16 protein-coding genes are annotated in these 23772 nt (G+C 56.8%); 15 read left to right on the top strand and 1 reads right to left on the bottom strand.

Features of this window, described 5'->3' with window-relative positions:
- Positions 1 to 12: 12 nt before the first annotated feature.
- The 15 genes from flgA to DSM3645_RS24385 all read left to right on the top strand — a co-directional run bounded on the left by flgA (position 13) and on the right by DSM3645_RS24385 (position 23102).
- On the top strand, positions 13 to 876 hold the full coding sequence (gene flgA, locus DSM3645_RS28950; RefSeq protein WP_002655280.1) for a flagellar basal body P-ring formation chaperone FlgA: 864 nt from the start codon (positions 13 to 15) through the stop codon (positions 874 to 876).
- Positions 876 to 1571, top strand: coding sequence for a flagellar basal body L-ring protein FlgH (locus DSM3645_RS24315; protein WP_002655281.1), 696 nt, complete (start codon positions 876 to 878; stop codon positions 1569 to 1571). The genes flgA and DSM3645_RS24315 overlap by 1 nt, the downstream gene beginning before the upstream one ends.
- Before the next feature lie 29 nt (positions 1572 to 1600).
- Positions 1601 to 2725, top strand: coding sequence for a flagellar basal body P-ring protein FlgI (locus DSM3645_RS24320; RefSeq protein WP_161603414.1), 1125 nt, complete (start codon positions 1601 to 1603; stop codon positions 2723 to 2725).
- Between the two features lie 20 nt (positions 2726 to 2745).
- On the top strand, positions 2746 to 3165 hold the full coding sequence (locus tag DSM3645_RS28955) for a rod-binding protein (protein ID WP_002655283.1): 420 nt from the start codon (positions 2746 to 2748) through the stop codon (positions 3163 to 3165).
- A 41-nt stretch (positions 3166 to 3206) separates the two neighbouring features.
- Entirely contained in the window at positions 3207 to 3728 is a 522-nt protein-coding gene (flgN, locus tag DSM3645_RS24330) for a flagellar export chaperone FlgN (RefSeq protein WP_002655284.1), read from the top strand.
- Between the two features lie 37 nt (positions 3729 to 3765).
- On the top strand, positions 3766 to 5469 hold the full coding sequence (gene flgK / locus DSM3645_RS24335; protein ID WP_002655285.1) for a flagellar hook-associated protein FlgK: 1704 nt from the start codon (positions 3766 to 3768) through the stop codon (positions 5467 to 5469).
- A gap of 122 nt (positions 5470 to 5591) precedes the next feature.
- Positions 5592 to 9323: a flagellar hook-associated protein FlgL gene (flgL, locus tag DSM3645_RS24340; RefSeq protein ID WP_002655286.1), complete on the top strand. Its 3732-nt coding sequence runs from the start codon at positions 5592 to 5594 to the stop codon at positions 9321 to 9323.
- A gap of 162 nt (positions 9324 to 9485) precedes the next feature.
- Positions 9486 to 9926, top strand: a complete 441-nt coding sequence (gene fliW, locus DSM3645_RS24345; RefSeq protein ID WP_002655287.1) for a flagellar assembly protein FliW — start codon at positions 9486 to 9488, stop codon at positions 9924 to 9926.
- Between the two features lie 249 nt (positions 9927 to 10175).
- Complete coding sequence (csrA, locus tag DSM3645_RS24350; RefSeq protein ID WP_002655288.1) at positions 10176 to 10397, top strand: carbon storage regulator CsrA; 222 nt, start codon at positions 10176 to 10178, stop codon at positions 10395 to 10397.
- A 507-nt stretch (positions 10398 to 10904) separates the two neighbouring features.
- Positions 10905 to 14798 carry a flagellin N-terminal helical domain-containing protein gene (locus DSM3645_RS24355; RefSeq protein ID WP_040352986.1) on the top strand — a complete coding sequence of 1298 codons (3894 nt, stop codon included), beginning with the start codon at positions 10905 to 10907 and terminating at the stop codon, positions 14796 to 14798.
- Positions 14799 to 15000: 202 nt separating this feature from the next.
- A complete protein-coding gene (gene fliD, locus DSM3645_RS24360; protein ID WP_002655291.1) occupies positions 15001 to 18783 on the top strand; it encodes a flagellar filament capping protein FliD in 3783 nt (1260 codons plus the stop codon).
- A gap of 104 nt (positions 18784 to 18887) precedes the next feature.
- Positions 18888 to 19445 carry a flagellar export chaperone FliS gene (locus DSM3645_RS24365; RefSeq protein WP_002655292.1) on the top strand — a complete coding sequence of 186 codons (558 nt, stop codon included), beginning with the start codon at positions 18888 to 18890 and terminating at the stop codon, positions 19443 to 19445.
- A 208-nt stretch (positions 19446 to 19653) separates the two neighbouring features.
- A complete protein-coding gene (locus DSM3645_RS24375; protein ID WP_002655294.1) occupies positions 19654 to 20514 on the top strand; it encodes an MqnA/MqnD/SBP family protein in 861 nt (286 codons plus the stop codon).
- Positions 20515 to 20687: 173 nt separating this feature from the next.
- A complete protein-coding gene (locus tag DSM3645_RS24380) occupies positions 20688 to 21920 on the top strand; it encodes a M20 metallopeptidase family protein (protein ID WP_002655295.1) in 1233 nt (410 codons plus the stop codon).
- A gap of 45 nt (positions 21921 to 21965) precedes the next feature.
- A complete protein-coding gene (locus tag DSM3645_RS24385) occupies positions 21966 to 23102 on the top strand; it encodes a carboxylate-amine ligase (RefSeq protein WP_002655296.1) in 1137 nt (378 codons plus the stop codon).
- Between the two features lie 21 nt (positions 23103 to 23123).
- Here the strand turns inward: DSM3645_RS24385 and DSM3645_RS24390 are convergent, their stop codons facing one another.
- Positions 23124 to 23705 (bottom strand): thioredoxin family protein, encoded by a 582-nt coding sequence (locus DSM3645_RS24390; protein WP_002655297.1) that lies wholly within the window; start codon positions 23703 to 23705, stop codon positions 23124 to 23126.
- Positions 23706 to 23772: the final 67 nt, after the last annotated feature.

The raw sequence follows: 23772 nt of genomic DNA on the forward strand, positions 1-23772 counted from the left end.
AGACTCATTCGTATGCTTCGTCACTTCACCACCTTCGCTCTGCTCTTGACCGGCCTGACCAGCGCCGCTCAGGGCTACGATGTCGTCCTGCGTCGCGAAGCGGTCGTGGTCGAATCGATCGTTCGGCTCGGCGATCTGGCCGAGATCGGCGGGCCTTCGCAACGTTTCGTGCAAGAGTTGGAGCAGTTGGAACTGTTTCCGGCGCCTAGCCTGAATCGCTCTCGCTTTGTCACCATCAATGATATTCGAGCGCAACTGACGGCTCGCGGCTTTCAAGACGCCGACCTTTACTTTACCGGGGCCAGCCGCACGCGAGTCGCTCGCACCGATGTCGCAGCGCCGCTCAGCGAATTGACTCGCAACGCTTCTCCATCAGGCGTGCAACAAACCAGTTGGAGCGGCGGTCCTTTGGCCGAAGGCGAAACCCTGGTCGTCCATACGGTTCGTCCAATTCGTCGCGGCGAAGTGATCCAAGCCGAAGACTTGACCGTGCAACCGCTCAACACCGTTCGAACTGACGGTGATTTTGAAACGCGGATCGAATCGCTCGTCGGCAAAGAGGCGATTCGCTCGCTGCCGGCCCAACGTCCAATCGAGTCGGGTTCGATTCGCGAACCGGTAGTTATCCAACAAAACGACGTCGTTACTGTCATTGCCCAAATCGGCGGGCTCGTCATCCGCCGCGACGCGATCGCCGCGAGCGACGCCAGCGTCGGCGATCTGCTGATGGTGCAAGCGATCTCTCCTGACTCGAAGCGGGGTCAGCAGCGGGGAGAAATGTTTCAGGTTCGCGCCTATGGCCCGGGACAAGCGATGACCATCAATAGCGATCAACGCCGAGCCGCGACCGTCACCGCACAAATGGGAGCCCGCTAATGAACCGAATCACGATCTTGACTTCCCTGGTGCTGACCATCGCAGCGACTTCGCTGGCGGCGGCGCAAGGCCCGACTTCGAGCCTGGCTCAGCGCAGCTTGCCGGGCAACCCGTCCGTTCCCGGCGAACAAGTCGACGGTGCGATCCGCGATCTCAGCTGGTATTACCGCGAACTGCCGCCGCCGCGCAAGATTCAAATCAAAGACATCATCCATATTCGCGTCGATGAAGCGGCCGAAATGGAATCCGAAGGCAATCTGAACCGTCGTAAGCAAGCCAACTTCAACGCGTTGCTGGCGAACTGGGTTCATCTCGAAAATCTAAAAGCGATCGTGCCCGATCAACAGGAAGATGGCTCGCCGCAGATCACCGGCCAGTTGACCAGCCGCTACCGGACGCAAGGAACACTGGAAACGTTGGAAGAAGTTCGCTTCCGCGTCGCCGCAACGGTCTCAGAAATCATGCCGAACGGCACCCTGAAGATCGAAGCTCAAAAAGAGATCCAGGTAAACAACGAAACTTGGACCTACTATCTTCGCGGCGTTTGCCGCGTCGAGGACATTGACCCAAACAATGTTGTCTTGAGCGAACGCCTGGCGAATCTCAGCATCACCAAGCAAGAAACCGGTCATATCCGCGACTCCTACAAACGGGGCTGGTTATTGAAGATCTGGGACGGTTGGAAGTGGTTCTAAGCATGAAAACGAAACCGATCAAAACCGCCATGAAAACGACTGCCTTGCTGATATTCGTTGGGATCGCCGGCTACTCCACCGTGGCTCAAGCTCAACCGCAATCGCAATCGCCGCCGCAACCGTTGGTCGCCGAGCGATTTCAGATCACGCAGCCGTTATCGACGTTCGTCCGCGTCAAAGGGCAGGAAGAAAACTACCTGCAAGGGATCGGCCTGGTGGTCGGCCTGAAGGGAACCGGCGACAAAAATCTGACTCCGACGCACAAAGCGTTGTCGTTGGTGATGAAACATCTCGGCAGCAACTCCGGCGCCGGCCCAGATGGAGAATATCTGCCCGAAGCGTTGAAGACCGTCACCAACACCGCCCTGGTGATTGTGCGAGCTCGCGTGCCTGCCGAAGGCGCCGAAGAAGGGGACATGATCGATTGCGAAGTGAGCTCGCTAGGCGCCAAAAGTCTCGAAGGGGGATCGCTGGCGATCAGCACGCTGCAAGGCCCGAACCCGCACGATAAGACGGTCTGGGCGATGGCGACCGGCAATCTGGAGACGTTCAGCAAAGCCGTGCCGACCAACGCTCGCATCAAGTCAGGCTGCCGCATCGAACGGACGATTCGTAACTCGTTTGTGACGCCGGACAAAAAAGTTTATCTGGTGCTGAACGACGGCTACAAAGATTGGCAGATGGCCCAAGAGATCGTCTTTAGCGTCGGCAATCTTTTGCAGGTTGGCCAGGGATCTTCCAGCAACGTGCAAATCGCACGGGCGCTGGATCAAAAGACGATCGAAGTTCAAATTCCGCCGCAGTATCAATCCGATCCGGTCTTTTTCGTCTCGATCCTGATGGATACGCCGATCGTTGACAAACAGCTCAACAACAAAGTGGTCATCAACAAGGCCCGCGGCGTGATCGTCGTCGGCTCGGACGTCGAGATTGGTCCTGACGTCGTCACGCATAACGGAATCAAGATCGAAACGATCGATCCCGAGTCTTCCAAGTTTGTCGAACTCAACACGCAACCGGCGTATGCGACTCGCTTGAAAGATTTGGTCGACGCTTTAAACACGCTCAAAGTCCCTGCCGAAGACGTGATCGACATCATCGTGGCGATCCATCACCAGGGCAAACTGTACGGCGAACTGATCTTTGTGAACTAGCGAACGCCGAGAAACAAACCATGGTAACCAGCGCACCCGCCAATTTGACTTCCGCCGCTCCCGCTGCTCAGCAGTCGGAATTGCGTGAAAAATTCGACCAGTTCGTCGGGGAATCGCTGTTCGGCCAAATGCTCAAGTCGATGCGGAAGTCGGTCGGCAAGCCCGCCTATTTTCATGGCGGTCGCGGCGAAGAGGTCTTCCAATCGCAACTCGATCAATTGCTTGTAGAAAAACTATCCGAAGCCAGCGCTCAGGAGCTGTCAGGCCCCATGTTTGAACAATTTATGACTCAGTCGAATCTCAGTCCCGAATCGAATGCGAGTTCGACTTCTAATGAAACGTCGCAGCGATCGCCTCATTGGAAGCAGGTCAGTCTGATTCAGGCCGTGCAGACGTTGAACGATCAACCGAGCGCTCCACTGTTGGACGCTTTGGCGTAAACACCGCTTTCATCGCAAGCCGCTAGAGTAAGGTTTTCGTTATGCCCTTTACGCCCGTAGACGATGCGTCGGAAGCTTCGACCATCGACTGGGAAGCGTCCACCGCCGAAGTTCTGCAAGAACTGACCAGCGTCCAGGACGAACTCATTGAAGTGCTGGGGACCAAACGCAGCCAGATGGTCGCACGCGACATCCCCGGGATGGAAGCGACGCAACTGCGTGAGCTCGATCTGATCCAGCGACTCGAGCAACTGCGCGATACGCGCCATGACTTGCTGCTATCGGCGCAACAGCAGGGATTGCCCGGCGATAGCATCGAATCGCTAGCCGTACTTGCTGATGGCGCCGAAGGTGAGAAGCTGCGCGAGATAGCAAGCACAGCGAAGCGCCGAATGCGCACAATCCAGAACGAGACGCTAGTAAACTTCGTGCTAGCCCAACGCAGCGTCCTACATTTGTCGCAGATTTTGCAGATCATCGCGACCGGCGGCAAACTTCAGCCGACTTATGAACAGGAGAACTCCGCACATCAAGGAGGGACTCTTGTGGACCATGAAGCCTAATACTGACCAGGCAAAGGTCCATGGAGGATAGTCAAGGATGACTCTTTTTACATCGCTTCAGCAATCGAAGAACGCGCTGGTCGCCGCTCAAATCGGGATCCAAGTGACGGGCAATAATATTGCCAACGTCAATACGCCCGATTATCTGCGCGAACGAGTCATCTATACTCCTGCGCCGACCCAATCGTACGGCAACCTGCGGCTCGGAATGGGCGTGCAGGTCGAAGCGGTCGTTCAACAGGTCGATCAATTTCTCGAAGAACGCCTGCGAAATTCGATCAGCGATCTCGCCAACGGAGAAACCCAAGAGAGCGCCTATCTTCAGCTTGAGGCGCTAGTCGGCGAACTAAGCGATACCGACATCAGCACTTCGCTGAATGACTTTTTAGGGAGCATCAATGACATCCTCAATCAGCCCGAGGATGTCAGCGTTCGCAATTTGTCGGTCCTCCGCGGGCAGACGCTAGCAAGAGACATCAGCCGTTTGTACGGTCGGGCCAAAGAAGTCCATACGGACCTTAACAAACAGATCAAGCAGGCGGCCACCGATATCAATTCGCTGTTGAATGATATCGCCGATTTGAACGTCAAGATCACGACGCTGGAAGCTGGGCCGATCACCAAAAGCGATGCGATCGGCCTGCGCGATCAACGCCAGCGCAAGCTGACCCAATTGGCCGGCATCATCGACATTAAGGGAGTCGAGCAAGAGAATGGCTCGACCTCGGTGTTTCTCGGCGGCGAATACCTGGTCATCGACGGCATCGCACGGCAAGTCGAAACGAAATCGGTCGCAGAAAATGGTTTCAATAATGTAAAGCTCACGCTGGCCGGCACCGACTCGCCGATTTTGGCGAGCTCTGGCAAATTGGCGGGCATGATCACCTCGCGCGACGCGATCGTCGGCGAGTTCATGAACAACCTGGATGACTTCGCTCAGACATTGACGTTTGAGTTCAATCGCGTCTTTTCAAGCGGGCAAGGACAAACTGGTTATCAGACGATGACCAGCGAGTTCTTCATCGACGACGCGTTGTCCGATCAGCCTTTGGATCAGGCAGGGCTTACCTATACGCCGACGAACGGCTCTTTCAAGATTTTCACCCAAAACTTGCAGACCGGTCTTAAAAACACCGTCGACATCTCAGTCAAACTAAACGGCTTGCCAGACGATACGTCGCTGCAAGGCCTTGCCGATGCGATCAGCGAAGTAGATGGCCTGACTGCGTCGATCTCGCTAGATGGTCACCTGCAAATTGACAGTGACTCGCAGAACGTTGAGTTCGCCTTTGGCAGCGATACGAGCGGCGTTCTGGCGGCATTGGGACTCGGCACCTTCTTTACCGGAACGTCGGCCAGCACCATCGACATCCAGCAAGTCCTCAAAGAGGATCCTTCCAAGTTCGCGGCGAGCAAGAACGGCATCGGCGTCGATACCGACAATGCCGTTGAAATGGCGGGTTTCCTGGATCGTCCGTTGGACAGTCGCAATGGACAAACGCTCGACAATGTCTACGCACAATTGGTTGGCGAGGTGACGCAATCGGCTTCGGTCGCCAAATCGGTCGCCGAAGGTTACCGCGTTTTCAAAGAAACGCTGGATGGGCAAAAGCAGGGCCTTAGCGGCGTCAGCCTCGACGAAGAAGCGGTCAACTTGATTACCTTTCAGCGTCAATTTCAAGCAGCGTCACGGTTGATTTCTGTCATCGATGAACTGCTCGAAGTATTGGTCAACATTTAGCAAACAATTTAGAAGTCGCGGTAATTATTGATTCGGGCGGCGCCACCCAATGATCGTCGGCCCCGTTCGCGTTTTCGTAAATTCCCAACTTCAACATCGCGTTCCCAGCAGCGCTTACCGCCATGACTCGAATCGTACCAGTTCCGACTACCCGCGTAAGCGACGGCAACTTGCACTCTCGTTTGCTATCGCAATTGGCGGCGAGTCAGGCCAATCTGTTCAGCCTGCAAAACCAGCTCAGCACCGGCCGTCGTCTACTGGCGCCCAGCGATGATGCGCCGGCCGCCATTCGCGGCATCACGTTGCAATCATTGATCGAACGGAAGACGCAGATCAGCGTCAATTTGTCGACTAGCCAGTCATACTTAGCTGCTACCGATACGGCGATGGCGGGCGCCGCGGATTTGTTAGCCGAAATGCGAGGCTTGGCCGTCACGATGGTCGATTCGACAGCGACCGATACCGAAGTCGCGGCGGCGAGTCAAACGTTGCAAAACGCTTTGCAGCAATTCGTTGATATTGGAAATCGACAATTCCGCGGTCGCTTTCTGTTCGGCGGCTCCAACACCACGACGACTCCGTTTACCATCAAAGACGGCCTGGTCCAATACAACGGCAATACGAATAGCCTGAACAGCTTCTCCGATATCGATTTGCTGTTTGATACGACTGTCAACGGTAATGAAGCCTTCGGCGCGATCTCGCCGGAAGTCAAAAGTCAGATCGACCTGAATCCCGTTCTTACCGAAAATACAAAGCTCTCCAATCTGCGCGGCGGCGCAGGAATCGCATCCGGCAGCTTTGTAATTTCCGATGGCGTGAATCCGGTCACGATTGACATTCGCTCCGCCGAAACGATCGGCGACGTCATCAACTTGATTGAGAAAAATCCGCCGCCGGGAAGAACCATCACGGCGCGTATCGACAACAACAGTCTGATCGTTGATATTGACGATGCTGGCGGCGGCAACCTGACGATCCGTGAAACCGGCGGAAGTCGCGTCGCCGCCCAACTAGGGATCTTGAAAACCGACGGCAACGGCGTCCAGCCAATTGAAGGCGCCGACCTGAATCCGATCATTACGGCGACAACCAAACTTTCAGACATTTTGGGGACCAAGTCTCAAGCTGTCGTTTCTTACGCCGGCGCCAACAACGACATCGTTCTGAACGCCAAAGATAATGGCGCCGACGCAAACGGCGTGACGCTGCAATTGGTCAATGATGATCTGCTGCAAGCCAAACCGGGTCTGACCAAAGGGAACGAAGTCGTCACTCTGGCCGAAGACTTGCAACGTGCGCAGACCACTCTCGACCTGGATGGAGCCGGCAACAGTCTGTTGCTCACCGCTAACTCGACCGACGGCAGTCTCGACGGCGCACGGATTGTGTTTGATTCGACCGGCGATATCGGCGACACCGCCGTGATCGGTCCGACGACCGTCGTCAACGGCGTAAAGACGATCACCGTCCAAATCGACGATACCGACGAAACGTCACTGCAATCGCTGTCGGACGCATTTATCGCCGATGGACGATTCTCGGTCGGATTTGATACGTCGACCGGCGAATCCTTCAACGCGGCGAGCCCGGTGCTCGCCACCAATAGCGGCAACGCTTATACGACCTACATTCAACAAGAGGGGGTAAAAGCCCGCGCCGCGGTCCCGCTCTCCGGCGGTAACAACGACTTGATCTTGACCGCCAACCAAGCGGGCTTTGATTTTAACAACGTCAACATCGTGATCGACGCGTCGGGAGATATCGGCGACACGGCGACGGCGACCTATGTAGACGACGGCACGACGCGCACGTTGACGCTCGCCGTCGACGATAGCGATGAGACTTCGCTGCAAACCTTGATGAACGCGATCATCGCGGAAGGCTCTTTCTCGGTTCGACCTGACAGCTCCAACGGCAATACGTTCAACCCTAACTCGTTCGTTTCGGCGACCGACGATGGTCCGATCGGCGACACCGGTAATAGCGGCGGCGACTCGAAGACGATTTTCGCCCGCGTCGACGCCGATCGCACCAACGCCAACCAGCTTGTTTCGGCGCTCAATAACAACGCCAAATTTAGCGAACTGTATACCGCCGAGATTGACGAACACGATACCGTTTCAGATTTTCAACGTGGATCGGGGATTGTCGATCTCTCGGTCATCGCCGAGTTCCAAGGAGGCAGCGGCGCAAATTTTGACGCGTCGTCTGGGCTGCAGATCATCAACGGCGGCGATATGCAGGTTTTAAAGTTTGACGACGCGAAGACGGTCGAGGATCTGCTGAACGTATTCAACGGCGCCGGTTTGGGCGTGCTGGCCGAAATCAACACCGCCGGCAACGGAATCAACGTTCGTTCGGTCGTGAGCGGCGGTGATTTCACCATCGGTGAGAACGGCGGCACGACGGCGTCCCAGTTGGGATTGCGTACGTTCAATGAATCCACTCCGCTTACATCGCTCAACTACGGCCTGGGCGTTCAGACGACCGAAGGGACCGATTTCACGATCACTCGCAATGACGGGAAACAGTTGGAGATTGATTTATCGAGCGCAAAAACTGTGGGCGACGTACTCAATCTGATCAATAACCATCCCGAGAACCAGGATGGCAGTCCAGTCGTCGCGCGACTCTCCGACTTTGGCAATGGAATCGAATTGGTCGACGACAACCCGGCCGGCGTTGGCCGTTTGACGCTGGAGCGAGACATTCTGAGTTCGGCGATCATCGATCTGGGATTGATGCCGGCAGGACAAACCGTCGCGACCGTTTCCGATTCGCCGACTGCGACAGCGGCGACCGCGACGGTCGAATTTTCTCCGCCCACGAACGAAAACAACGCGATTCAGATCAGCGCCAACTTGCCCGGCACGACGTTCAACAACGTCCAGATCGAATTCGTTAACTCGGCCGCGGCCGGCGATCAGGCGATCGTGAACTATGACCCGAATACGAAAAAGTTAACGATCGACGTTGATCCGGCGGCGACCACCGCGAATACGGTCATCGCGGCGATCAATGCCGAAGGGACTTTCTCGGCAGATACAGCGATGGAGAGCGATCCAACCAACAACGGCGAAGGCTTGATCGTTCAAACCGGCGTGATCGCTTCGACCAACGGCGGAACCCCAATCGCTGACGCCGAACCGGCCGCGGCCTCGGTCAGCTTTGCGATGCCGGAAGATTTGAACACCGCGTTCACGCTGGAGTCGCTCTATCCGGGCACCGCTCATAATGACGTCCGGATCGTCTTTAACGATACGCTGGCTTCAGGCTCACCGACCGCTGTTTACAACTCGGGGTCAAAAACGCTGACCCTGTCGATCGACGCCGGCGTCACAACGACGGAGGAAATCATCAATGCGATCAATCTCGAAGGGACATTCCACTCGCAACTTGATCGCAGCGTCGATATCACGAACGACGGCACAGGCGTCGTTTCGGCGACAGGGACGGTCGGTACGACATCGGGCGGCACGGCCGAAGTCATGACCGGCAAGGACGCCAACCCGCGGGAGACCAAGAGCGTTTTCAATACGCTGATCAAATTGAACGAAGCGATCGTTACCCGCGACTACGTGCAGATCAGTCGTCTGGTTGATTCCCTGGACACCGATCTCTCGAGACTTAGTTTTTCGCGGGGCGAGCTTGGCGCTCGCTCGCAGAACGTCGATCTGATGAAAACTCGGCTCGAAGACGACATGGTCGAGTTGAACGCCAACTTATCGACCGAGATCGAGGTCGACTTCGTCAAAGCGGCCTCTGATTTCGCCGCACAACAAGCTTCGTACCAGGCGTCGTTGCAAACGATCGGGCAGATTTACCAATTGTCGCTGCTCGACTATATCTAATCTGAAATGCGTAAGAAGTCATCGCGCCGAACGTTCTGAGACGGATGTTCGGATTTTATGGATTCGTCCTGGCTCGCTCGCCGATAAACCAGAATGTCAGTAATTAGATCGCTACTAGGGCGATCATGCCAGCACAGCATCACTGTTCGAGATGTTTCGACCATGGATATCTATACGGCTCGCTTCGGAAAGCTCGAAATCGTGGATGAAGACGTCATCCTGTTCGCAGACGGTTTGATCGGCTTCGAGAGCCTGGTTAACTGGATCCTGCTTTCCGATGAGCAATCGGAAGACCTTGGTTGGTTGCAATCACTGGAGCAGCCCGAAGTGGCGCTGGCCGTCGTCAGTCCGCGACGATATGCCCCCGACTATCGAGTTCGTCTCGAGAAAGAAGAAGTCTCGCCGATTCGGTTGACGGCCGACGACGAGGTGTTCGTGCTTACGATCGTCAGCAAGCATGAAGATTCGCTGACCGTCAATCTTCGCGCACCGGTCGTGATCAATCTGACCAAGCAACTTGGCCGACAAATTGTGACGTCTGACGACCAGCCGCTGCAGTTCGAAATCCAAGGCGGCGCTTCTTATTACCGCAAAAGCGCCTAGTTCGGTCGAATCTGCAGGCGATAGTTGGTCGGTACATTCGATTCCGCCGACAGAAGTCGACCATTGCGGCGGATATTGATTGGGCGTCAGTCAAAGTCCGATAGATGCTACTGCGGCCGGCGCCGCGACAGCGATGCTATCCCACGCTTGGGCCGCTAGCTGACTACCGCTTAAAAACAAATACGCCCTACCGTTCTCCGGCGTCGCCGTTAAACGGATTAGAACAGCGCACCGAGGAAGGAGCCTGATATGCTCGTCTTGTCGAGGCATCGTGACGAAAGCATCATGATCGGCGATAACATCGTCATCACAATCGTCGATATTCGCGGCGACAAAGTCCGTCTTGGCATCGCCGCCCCCCAGGATATTCCCGTACATCGCCAAGAGGTGTACGAAGCGATTCAACGCGAAAACCAACAAGCGTCTCGTTTACAGCCGAACGAAGCCGCCGCACTCCGTAAGACGAAGTAGTTTGGCGCGGTTACTGCGCGTCCAACCATTCCTCACTTTCGTCCTACCCGTCGTAATCCGCTCAATGGCGCCAGGCCCGGCGCCTTTCTTTGTCGCTGCTGCGACGTCGGATTTATTCTCCAAGCTTCCCAAAACGCGCTGCGGAAACGCGCAACGAAACCGGGAAAAACGCCCGATTTTGATGCTTTGTAACGATCGTAACGCGAAGGCCTATTAGGTTCACTAAACCCGCAGGGAAAACTTCGCCAATCACCTAAAGCATGCAACTAATCATATCCGATAGTCCTCGATAGATGATCGTGCATAGGATCGGTCGAGCGCTGGAGAGTTACACTTTCACCAGAGCGAAATAGCAGGTTAACCTGCAGGGGCAGGAAGCCTCCTCAAATGACAAGCAGATAGGTTTGAATAGGGCTGCGTTTGCAGCCGACCGTTCCGATTCGATTGACTCCCCAGGCATCGGACGGGCTTCAAAGTAGTCCCTGGATTTAGGAGGGGTGACTCCCAATGACCCGCATCAACACAAACGTTAGTTCTCTTGTCGCTCAGAAGAATTTGGGCCGCTCGAACGCGGACCTGAACACGACCCTGACGCGTCTCAGCACCGGTCTCCGCATCAACAGCGGTAAAGACGATCCGGCCGGTTTGATCGCCAGCGAAGCGCTTCGCAGCGATATCACGAGTGTCGAAAAAGCGATCACCAATAGCGAACGCGCCAATCAGTTGATCGCGACGGCCGACAGCGCCCTTGGCCAGGTCAGCTCGTTGTTGAACGACATTCGCGGATTGATCTCGGAAGCCGCGAATACCGGCGCCCTCAGCGACGAGCAGATCGCGGCGAATCAGCTGCAAATCGACTCGTCGCTCGAAGCGATCGACCGTATCGCTCAAGTGACCTCGTTCCAGGGCAAACGTCTGCTCGACGGAAACTTGGACTTCATCACGCAAAACGTCAACAGCTCGGCGATCGAAGGTCTGCGTATCGATCAGGCCAACTTCGGCACGCAAAGCTCGATCGGCGTTAAAGTCAACGTCGTTCAGCAAGCGACCCGTGGTACGCTGAACTACGGTTTCGGCGCGGTCGCCGACGACTTGGTGCTGGAAATCGGCGGCGCCAACGGTACCGAAGCGTTCAACTTCGCCAAGGGTTCGACGATCGAAGAAATCGCTTCGGCCGTTAATCTAGTCTCGGACGCTACCGGCGTCGAAGCGCTTCTGGAAACGGCCGCCACCAAGGGCGAACTGACCGTCAGCAGCTTTGGCACGGACAATGACATCTTGCTGACTGCCAACGAAGCCGGATTCGATCCAGGCGACGTCCGCATCAAGTACAGCAAGGGAACTAGCAGCACGACCACCGCAAGCTACACCGCTCCGGTTGGCGCCGATCCCGGCAAGCTGGAAGTGACGCTCGGCGTTTCGGACTATGAAGCGGCCTCGTTGGTGGTTGACACCGCCGGCGAAAACAACGCCTTCACGCTTACCGCCAACGAAGCGGGCGCCGACTACAACGGCACCCAAGTCGTTTTCGCCGACGGCGCCGAACTGGGCGACGAATCGGCCTCGTACGATGCGTCGACCAAGACGTTGACGATCACCAAGAACGCCGCATCGAACGCCGATGCGATCGTCGCCGCGATCAACAACGCCACGGAACGGACCGCTGCGTCGTTCACCACCTCCGGCGCCGCGAACGCTTCGCTCACCGTGACGTCGAAGATCTTGGGTGACGAAACGAACAGCGTCGGCATCGAGTATGTCGACAACGCCTCACTCACGGGAGGCGCGCTCGTCTCGTTTGACGAAGCCAACAACAAGCTGGTGGTCCAGATCGACACTGGCGTTTCGACCGGTACCGAAGTTCGCGACGCGATCAACGCTCAAGTCGGCGACCTGTTCTCAGCCGCTTATGCGACGGGTAACGATGGTTCCGGCGCTGCGGCAGTTGGTGATATCGCGGGTAGTTCAACTTTCGCCGGCGGCACGACGACAGCTCGTTCGCAAGCCTCGGTGTTAGTCGAAGCAGGTAATGCTGACGCTTCGATCCATGTTCGCGCTCTGACCGGCGGCACCGAAATCGACGGCGTTCAGCTGATCTATTCGACCTCTGGCGCCGTGGCCAAAGGCGCTGAAACGGCCGCTTATGACGCCGACGCCAATACCTTGACGGTTCAGATCAACGTCGCGTCGACCGGCGCCGAAGTCGTCACGGCTATCGACGCTCTGACCGGCCTGTTCGACGCCCGAAACGCTCTCGGAAGCGATGGTTCTGGCGTTGTTCAAGTGGGCGACACGACCGGCACGACGCTGTTTATCGGCGGCGACCGCCAGAAGACCACCGATCTGTTCACCGCCGCAGTGGTGGAAACTACGGGTTATGGCGCCGGAGCTGGCATTGTCGCAGCGACCGGATCCTACGGATCGACTGCAACGGGCGGCATTACGGGTGGTGACATTGTCGCGACGGCGAATGACGTCATCGAGGCGATCAACGCCGCCACCGGCAACAACAAGGTTACCGCTTCGCTGGCCGCCGGTAACGACGGACACGACACGGTCACCGAGTTCACGAACTACGCCTATAGCGGTGTCGCTGAGCAGAACACCAGTCTGCAGTTCCTGTCGCCGGAAGATTCGCCGAACGTTCGCTTTGTCTCAAACGTCGGCACCGGCCTGGGCATTGACACGACGACCGATCCGCGCGTCGAAGGCTTGTCACAAGCGATCATTCAAAACGCTGACGCCAACGGCACCTTCTCCATCACCGCTAAGCTGAAGGGAACTGACTACGACGGTTATACGATCAGCTTCGTTGACAACAACGATCTGGCCGGCGGCGGTGATGAGTACGCCGTGCTCGACAAAAAAGCCAAGACGCTCACCTTGAACATCCAAGACGGCGTTTCGACGGCTGAAGACGCGATCAACGCGATCAACAACGACGCCTACGTCAGCCAGTTCTTCGAGGCCGAGAACTTCGGTTCCAGCGACGGGACGGACGCGCTCGACATCAGCGAACTAACCATTCCGTCCGGCACGGACGGCGGCCTAGTTAGCGAAGGCACGCTGATCGTCAACCTCGAAACCGACGCGGACGGAAACGTCAAGACGACGGCGGACGACTTGATCGCCTTCTTCGATGATCCCAGCGCGTTCATTTCGGATCCCACTGAAGCCGCCAACACGTTGGCGTACCTGCAGGATCGCGGCATCAGCGTCACCAATGTCAGCGGCAGCGACGGCAGCGGCGTCCTGTCTGCCACGACCGAGGACATCACCTTCGCGACCAGCGGAACCGAACTGGAAGACGCCCAGGCGTCAGGTACGACCTATTCGGTGAACGGCGTCAATGCTCAGCTGAGCTTCACGGCGATCAACTCTGGCGCCGACTACGACAACGTCAAGGTCCAGTTCGTGAACGACGCTACGGTCACCGCAGGTACGGATGAACGCGGCGAATACGATGCGGCCAACAAGACGCTGACCTTCTACATCGAGGAAGGCGTTACGACCGCAGCCGATATCGCGGACATCTTCGATAGTGCGGACGGCAACTATGACGAAAGCCTATCGTTGCTATTCAGCGCAACCGCCAGCGGCGGCGCCGCCGTCACCACCGACGACACGGCGACGCTGACCGGCGGCGTGATCGACACTGGTTCGACCGACGGAGCCGCGTTGCTTGGCAACTCGGACCTGGAAAACACCGGTCTGTCATTCCAAGCGACCAGCTTTGGCGCCGAATCGTTCGTCAGCGTGAAAGCCCTCACCGGCACCTTCAATCTGACCGATCAAAGCGGCAACACCAATGTGGATCGTTCGACGGGTACGGACGTCGATGTTCGCATCAATGGTATCCAAGCGATCGGCGACGGTTTGAAAGCCTCGATCAATACTTCTTCGCTCGACCTAAGCTTCTCGCTTGGCGAAAACGTCGAAGATGATTCGAGCTTTGAATTTGAAATCGTTGGCGGCGGCGCCTTGTTCCAACTCGGTCCGGACGTGGTCAGCAACCAGCAAGCTCGACTTGGTATCCAAAGCGTCAGCACCGCCACCCTGGGCGGCGTCAGCGGGCGTTTGTTCGAGCTTCGCTCGGGCGGTAGCAAGAGCTTGTCCGAGGATGTCGGCGGAGCCGCCAAGGTGGTGGACGAAGTCATCTCGGTGGTGACCTCGCTTCGCGGTCGATTGGGCGCCTTCCAGAAGACGACCTTGGACTCGAATATCTACTCGTTGAACGATACCTTGGCCAACCTGACCGAAGCCGAAAGCTCGATCCGCGACGCCGACTTCGCTGCGGAATCGGCCAAACTGACGCGAGCTCAGATTCTCGTTCAGGCCGGCACCAACACGTTGGGTATCGCCAACCAGAACCCGCAAAACGTGCTCAGCCTGCTCCGATAACGTTCGGGCTGATTACGCCAAGCTACGAAAGCCTCCGCCAACTTTGGCGGAGGCTTTTTTTGTGGCTTGTCGACTCCAACTACCTAATCGGAATAAGCTGGAGATTTTACCGCCGCTTGGTCGATAAAGGATGATGACGCTATCTATACATTGATGTTAATGCAGGTCGCGCGGGCCGCCTGAGAAAGCGACGATTCGCCCTATGGCTGGGATTAGCAGCAGCACCGGCTTAATATCCGGCATCAACATTACCGACACGGTAAAGCAACTGCTTTCTATCGAAGCACGTCCCCGCGACTTGCTGATTTCGCGCACGGCCGTCGTCTCGGACGAGCAAGGGGCGCTCAGCAAGGTCACGGCGGCGATTCTGAGCCTGCAGTTTTCCGCCAAAGCGCTGGCGAAACCATCGATCTTCAATGCCCGAACCGCGGTAACTAGCAATGCTGCGGCGTTGACGGCGACGGTGACCGGGACGCCGCGTATCGGCGTCACGCAATTGACGCCTGTGCGGACAGCGCAATCTCAGCAGTACCTCAGTTCCGGCGTCGCTTCCCTTACCGAACCGCTTTCAGCCGGCTCCATCTCCATTAGCTCGAGTCCACGCTTAGACCAGGGAATCGATCTCAATCGATTGAACGGCGGCGAAGGGGTCGCCCCCGGCAAGATTAAAATCACCGACCGAGCAGGGGACAGCGGTACGATCGATCTGCGTTATGCGACCACGATCGACGATGTGCTAGCTGCGATCAACGCCAATGACGACATTGACGTGACGGCGACGATTGAGGGAGACCGGATCAAACTGACCGATAATACGGGTCAAACGACCAGCAACTTGGTCGTCAAAGAGCTGTCAGGCGGCTCCACCGCCGCCGACCTGGGGCTGCGCGATGTCAACGTCGCCGCCAGCAGCCATCTCGGCAATGACATCGTCTCGCTCCATAGCGAAACGCGGCTAAGTTCGCTTCGAGATGGCGCCGGGATCCGCTTGAGCAGCGACCTGGACGATTTGACGATCGCTTTTCGAGACGGCACGACAAAAAATATCGGCTTGCGTCAGGGCGCCAAGCCCGAGGATTTCGCCGCCGCTTCTACGGCGACGTTCGACTCCAAGTTCAGCATTACGGCCAACAACGCCGGCGCTGAATACGAAGGGGTCGCCGTCATCTTTGAGAACAACGGTTCGGTCACCCAGGGCAACGAATCGGTCGTCTATGACGATCTCGCCAAGACCGTCACCGTGCAGATCGCTGAAGGCAGCACGACCGCAGCGGATGTGATCAGCGCGATCAACAACGACGCCAACGCGGGTCTCTACTTCACCGCGGCGACAGTCGACGGCGGATCCGGCAGCGGCTTGATTGACACCATCGACACCGCGATCACGTCAGGCGGCGCCGCCTTATCGACGGCCGTAACGACGGCGGCGAACGCCAACGCCAGCATCGAGATCAGCGCCATCAACGCCGGTAGCGACTACGACGATGTTCAAATTTTGTTTGTCGACGATCCAGGCGTCACCCAAGGGAGCGAACTCGTCGAATATGACGACAGCGATCCCTTCAACAAGACCCTGACGGTCCGCATCAAAGCCGGCGAGACCACCGCCGCGGACGTTATCACTGCGATCGAAAACGATCCGCTCGTCAGTCCGCTGTTTTCGGCCGCCAACGCGTCGGGAAGCGACGGCGCCGGGTTGATTGACGTCACCGACACGGGAACGACCGCCGGGGGCGAACAAAACGCGGTCGGCATTTCGACTGCACAAGCGGTTGATGGAGTCGTCAAACTTACAGCCAAGCAATTGGGGGGAGACTACGATAATGTCACCCTCCGTTATGTCAACGATCCTGCCGTGACCGCCGGAAACGAAGTCATCCAATACGATGATAGCGATCCCGAAAACATCACGCTCACCGTGCGGATTCAGGCTGGCGGAACGACGGCCGATAATGTCATTGATGCGATCAACAACAATGCGACAACCTCCGCGCGTTTTACCGCGGCCACCGCAACCGGTGGAAACGGCGATCGAATCGTCGACACCAACAGCACGGCGCTGACTACGGGCGGCGCATCGCGTGAAGAGCGTTCGCCGCAAACCTTGGGCGACCTGCTCACCATCTTCAATGAAATCGATCCGACGCGGCTGCAAGCCCAGATTTCATCTGATGGCGACCGCATTGAGTTGATCGACCTCTCCACCGACAACGGCGGATCCTTTTCGGTCAGCAGTTTCGGCGACGGACACGCGGCTGAAGATCTGGGAATCGCCCTCTCCACCACCAGCGACACCATCTCCAGCGGGCGCTATATCGGCGGACTCAATTCCAAATTGATCAGTTCGCTTAACGGCGGCCAAGGTTTGGACCTGGGAGAGGTCAAAGTGACCGACCGCAGCGGGGCCTCGGCGACGATCGACCTTTCTAGCGCCGAAACAGTCCAAGATATCTTGACGGCTTTGAACGATTCAGGTCTGGGCATCGAAGCGGAGTACAACTCTTCCGGCAACGGCATCACCATCCGCGACACGACGGGGCAGTTTTTCAGCAACTTCAAAATTGAGAATACCGGCGCGACTAATTCGGCGGACCTGCTGAACATCGCCCAATCTTCCGCACAAACCAAGGTCGAGTCAGGTTCGTTGCACTTCCAATACGTCAGCGAACAGACCGAACTCAGTTCGTTAAACGGCGGCAGCGGCATCCCCAAAGGCAAATTCCTCGTCCGCGACAGCGCTGGCGGCGCTCGTGTTTTTGACCTGTCGGATGAAAGCATCCAGACGCTGGGAGATCTCATTGATACGATCAATGGTCAAACCGGCGTCAAAGTGAAAGCGCAGATTAACGACACCGGCGACGGAATAAAAATCGTCGACCAGGCAGGCGGATCGGGTGAACTCCGCATTCAGGACTCAGGCACGTCGCAAACCGGGACCGCTTTGGGAATCGTTGGAACCGGGGCCATCGCCGAAGGGGAATCAAAACAGAGCCTGTCAGGCTCGTTCAACAAGGTCGTTCAAATCGAGGCCGGCGATACGATCACCGACGTGATCACAAAAATCAACGACCTGGACGCCGGGTTCTCGGCCAACGTGTTCGACTATGGCGCCGGCTCCGAACGTTATCGGATCTCGCTAGTTTCCGACAAAACGGGAAGCGGCGGAACTTTTCAAATTGACTCGTTGAATTCAAATTTTGAATTTGACGAAACGGTGCGAGGTCAAGATGCGCTGCTGTTATTCGGATCCAACACCAACGGATCGGCTGGAATTCTGACCACTTCTTCGACGAACACGTTTACAGGGGTCGTCGAAGGGGTAAGCGTCACCATCAAAGAGGCGACGAACACGCCGATCAATATTACGATTTCGGACTCGGACAGTTCGCTCGTCACCGCCGCGAATGCGTTCGTCACGCAGTACAACGCTCTGGTGGATCTGATGGACGAATACACGGCCTTTAACGAAGCGGACAATTCGACCGGCGTTCTGTTCGGCTCGAACGCCGCGAATCGTATCGACTCGGAATTGAACGAGATTCTTACGCGACGCTACCCAGGTCTCGGCAGTATTCAATCGCTCGAACAACTCGGCTTCGGTTTTAACGGCGAAACCGGCAAAATGGCGCTCGACGAAGTAAAACTCAAAGCGAAGTACGCCGAGGATCCCGACGCAGTCGAAGATTTCTTCATCAAAGAGCAGACGATCGGCGGAGAGACGAAACAACTCGGTTTCGCGCAGAAGTTTGACGATCTCATGGAATCGTTTGCAGGCGCCGGCAGCTCGTTGTTGATTAGCCGGATCGAAGCGCTCCAATCCAAAATCGATCTCAATCAGTCTCGGATCGACACCTGGAATGAGAAGCTGGAAAAACGACAGGAAGTTTTGCTGAACAAGTTCTATGATTTGGAGACGACTCTGGCCGGCATCCAATCGAACCTGTCTTACCTGGATGCGATTCAGCCGGTTACGTTTCCCGATTAGCGGTCGCGGAAATTCGCACAAAGCTTCAACCGCCAGCAACCGATAGATAAAGCAAGGCCCCAAGCCTGGCAGATAGTTTCTTGATACCTAACCCGGCAGTGACCATGTTCGAATACGGCGCGACAAATTCCTATCTCGAAACGGAAGTTCTGACCGCGACGCCGCAAAAGCTGCAAATGCTGCTAATCGGCGGCGCCATCCGTTTTGGACAGCAAGCGCTGCATTTGAAGAACGACGGTCAGGACGAAGCCGCGTGGGAAGCTCTGCTGCGTTGCCGCGGCGTGATCACCGAGATCCTCATCAACCTGAAACCCAACGTGGCGCCCGTCGCGAGTCAGGTCGCCGGCATCTATCTGTTTTTGTTTCGCGAACTGTCTGACATCCAGATCTCGAATCAGTACGACAAGATCAATGCGCTCTTGCCGGTCTTGGAAGAAGAACGCGAAACTTGGCGCCAAGTTTGCGAAGTGATGCCGGAAGCGCCGGAAGGTCCTCGCGAAGAGGTGAAAGAAATTACCGCCGCGAACTCGCAGCACCTGACTGGCGGCCTCGACATCAGCGATGCAGCGCCGAGCGGCGCCCACTGGGGATCAAGCGCGGCCACCCATTCGGCTGGCCAATATCAATCGGAACACGGTTCCGGATTCTCGCTCGACGCCTAGTCGAGAAAACGCAGGTATGGGCGCGTCGCGAAATGGTTCCTCGCGCCGCGCAGTTTCGGCAAAATCTGTTGCGCGCGCCGCAAACGTGCGGTTCTCTCGATAAGGTCGCCTATCTTCCCCCTGCAACCCCGGTTGCGTGCCACGGGAAGATCGGCGACGATTGTCAGATTAGCCTGCATTTTGCGATTTTGTTCCGGAGATCTAACCCTTGTCCACTTCGACTCAACTGATTCGCGTCGGCCATAGTCCCGATCCCGACGACGCTTTCATGTTTTATGCGCTCGCCGCCGACAAAATCGAAACCGGCGAATATCGCTTTGAGCATGAATTGGTCGACATCGAGACCCTTAATCGCCGCGCCTTCCAGGGAGAGTTGGAGCTGACCGCGATCAGCATTCACGCTTACGCGCACCTGGCCGACAAATATGCGATCTGCTCGTGCGGAGCCAGCATGGGGGACAACTATGGCCCCATGGTCGTCGCCAAACAGGCCTGCTCGCTCGAAGATTTGAAGTCCAAAACGATCGCCGTTCCCGGCACGCTGACCTCGGCTTTCCTCGGCTTGCGACTCTGCCTGGGCGCCGATTTCAAGCATGTCGTCGTGCCGTTCGATCAAATCATCGAAACCGTCGCCGCCGGCGAATTTGAAGGACAGCAGATCGACGCCGGGCTGATCATTCACGAAGGACAACTGACCTTCGGTCGTGAGAAGCTCGAATTGATCGTCGATCTCGGCGTCTGGTGGCACGATCTGACCGGCGGTTTGCCGCTGCCGTTGGGCGCCAACGGAATTCGCAAGGACATGGGCGAAGAGAACATCCGCGAAGTCACGCGACTGCTGAAAGAAAGCATCGTCTTTGGTCTCGACCATCGCCAAGAGGCGCTCGACTACGCGCTGCAATTTGGCCGCGGACTCGACAACGCGCTCGCCGACAAGTTTGTCGGGATGTACGTCAACGACTGGACAGTTGACTTTGGCGAGAAAGGTCGCGAAGCGGTTCGTCTGTTTCTGAAGATGGGATACGAAGCCGGAGTTATTCCGACATTGATTGAACCAGAGTTCGTTTAGTTCAGATCCGAAAATCGACGATCTGTCTAAACTGCCTCATTTGTAAAAGACTCCCGTGGGAGTCTTTTTTTATGCGCCTTTTGCAGCGATTGTAGCGGCCAGACGAACCTCCCAAATGCTACATTAAACGAGGAAACATTCACTATTGCCTGACTACCGCGTACTCTTTAGACATGATCGAACGAGCCTGGCAATCCGAACTCGCCGCGATGATCACCGCCCAAGAAGCGAAGTGGATCAACTTTCGGCGACGATTGCATCAAAATCCAGAGCCCTCTGGGCATGAGTACCAAACGAGTCTAGCCATCTATCAAGAGCTAAGCTCGCTTGGCGTCGATCTGCGCATGGGCCCCGAAGGACGGGGAGTTTTGTCGGATTGGCGAACGCCGCACGCCGAAGGTTTGGAAGCGGCCATTGCGATTCGAGGTGATATCGACGCATTGCGAATTCATGATCAAAAAGAAGTCCCTTACCACAGCCTATGTCCGGGGTTGATGCATGCCTGTGGTCATGACGCTCATGCGACCATGGCGCTGTGGGCGACGACGCTGATTGTCGAGCTCGATCGCGCCGGCGCCCTGCCCTGGCCTTTGCGACTGCGGTCGATCTTTCAACCGGCGGAAGAGACCTGCACCGGCGCGCTGGAGATGATCTCGGTCGGCGCGTTGAAAGACGTACGCGAGATCTATGCGACGCATGTTGATCCCACTTTGCCGACCGGTCGAATCGGCTTGCGCGTCGGTGCGCTGACCGCCAGCTGCGATGCGGTGCGCATTCTGATTCACGGCCAAGGAGGCCATGGCGCTCGACCGCATGAATCACGCGATCCCATCGCGGCGTCCGCCCAACTGATCAGCGCTCTCTATCTGTCGATCCCACGCGTAACCGACAGCCAAGACGCAGTCGTGTTAACGTTTGGCCGAATCCACGGGGGCGAGAACCTCAACGTCATCCCCGAACAAGTCGAATTACTTGGCACCTTGCGTACGCTCGACACAGACGTCCGCCAGAGAACGATCGACCATATTCATCGCATCGCCTCCGGCGTTCAACGAGCGACCGATACGACGATCGAGGTCTGCTTTGATGTCGGAACCAGCGCCGTCATCAATCAGGCCAAACCGATTTCTCATTTGAAAAGCGCCATCGTCGAGTCATTCGGTCATGAAGCGATTTACGAAATTCCGCGAGCGAGCATGGGAGGCGAAGATTTCGCCTTCTACCTCGATCATGTTCCCGGCGCAATGGCGCGGCTAGGGTGCCGACCTCCGGCGGTTGAGCACGCGCCGTTGTTACACAGTCCCATGTTTGATATTGACGAAGCCGTGTTAGCGATCGGCGCACGCATGTTAGCAAGCGCCGCGATTCACGCATTTGAACCGAAACCGGCGCACGAGCAGTTGTAGCTCACTTGTCGCACCTTGGAACCTGCTTGAGGGATACGCTCCACTATGAGCAAGTTAGTTTTCACGTCCAACGACGCGTTTACCGTCGGTATCGAACTGGAGCTGGGACTCGTTGACTCCCAAACGATGGCGCTATCCAGTTCGGTGCAGCGACTGCTCGATGCTGCGCCCGCCGAACTTGCGTCGCGGATCAAGCCCGAGTTGATGCAATGCTGCCTGGAAATTAATACCGAGATCTGCACGACCATTGAGGAGGCTGAAAGCGACCTGCGCCGCAAACTGCTCGCCGTGCAAGGATTGACTGACGACCTGGGCCTGCGACTCTGGTGGGGATCGACCCATCCCTTCTCGCATTGGTGCGATCAAAAAGTGACGCAGAACGAGCGATATCTCAATCTTGTCGATCTGCTGCAAGAGATGGCGCGACGCCTGGTGACTAATGGACTGCATGTGCATGTCGGCGTCGAATCAGGCGACAAAGCGGTGATGATTTGCGACCGCATCATGCAATACCTGCCGCTGCTCTTGGCCCTTTCGACCAGCAGCCCCTACTGGGAAGGGCGCGACACCGGACTCGCTTCGCACCGCAGCAAGATTATGGAAGGCCTGCCGACCGCCGGCTTGCCGCCGTTGATGCGCAACTGGAGCGAATACGTCTGGCTGGTCAATCACATGGTCGACACCGGCTTTATCAACACGATTCGCGAAATCTGGTGGGATGTTCGCCCGCATCACAACTTTGGCACGGTCGAAGTCCGCGTTTGCGACATGCCGGGCAATCTAGAAGATGCGATGACCATTTCGGCGATGATCCAGTGCCTGGTCAAGCAATTGTCGGACGAAATCGACCACGGCGCTTATCAGCATGATTGCCATCCGATGATGGTGCGGCAAAACAAATGGCGCGCCTGCCGCTTTGGCTCTGACGCCAAACTGGTCAATTCGTACACCTACCAGGTCGAATCGGTCAGCACGGTCGTCGCCCGCTTGGTCGAACGCCTGATGGCGCCGGCGATCGAACTGGGGTGCGAGCGATACTTGTTGCGAGCGCAAGACATTGCCGATCGTCCCACTTGGTCCGATCGGCAACGATTGATTCTTCAAGAGACCGGCGATCCGACCGAGATCGTTCGACGTATGAGCGAACAATCTCGGATCGAAACTTCAGCCGCCGCCGAATAGCGGCCGCCAGGTCGCAATCCCCTACGACTTGAAGTAGTCAGGCTCGGCGCCGGGGATCCACTTGATATTGCAGCCGATGCTGGGAGACTGATCTTCGCTCGGCTGCTCGCCGCGCAAGATCGTATCCACCGCCGTGCGGAGATCTTCCCCGGTCACCGGAATCTCGTTGCCAGGTCGGCTGGCGTCAAACTGTCCGCGATAGGCGAGCTTCTGATCTTTGTCAAAAACAAAAAAGTCCGGCGTGCACGCCGCTTTGTACGCTTTGGCGACGTCTTGCGATTCGTCGTAGAGATAGGGGAACGTGTAGCCTCGCTCCTGGGCTTCGGTGACCATTTGCTCCGGCGAATCCGCCGGATAGTTGCTCGCGTCATTCGGACTGATGCCGACCACCGCGGCGCCCTTCGCTTGGTACTCTCTGGCGAAGCTCGCCAAATCGTCGGCTAGGTGTTTGACAAACGGGCAGTGATTGCACATGAACATCACCACCAGCGCCGGCGCTCCGGCGAAATCGGCAAGCGAGACGGACGAACCGTCAACATTGATCAGCGAAAAATCGGGCGCTGGCGTGCCCAGCGGCAACATGGTGCTGGCGGTTTTGACCATGAGTCAGACTCCTCTACTGTTTCTTGAAAATGGCGATGCAAGGTCGAGCCCCATTGTAGCGCAATCG

It is taken from the genome of Blastopirellula marina DSM 3645 (assembly GCF_000153105.1).
Lineage (GTDB): Bacteria > Planctomycetota > Planctomycetia > Pirellulales > Pirellulaceae > Blastopirellula > Blastopirellula marina.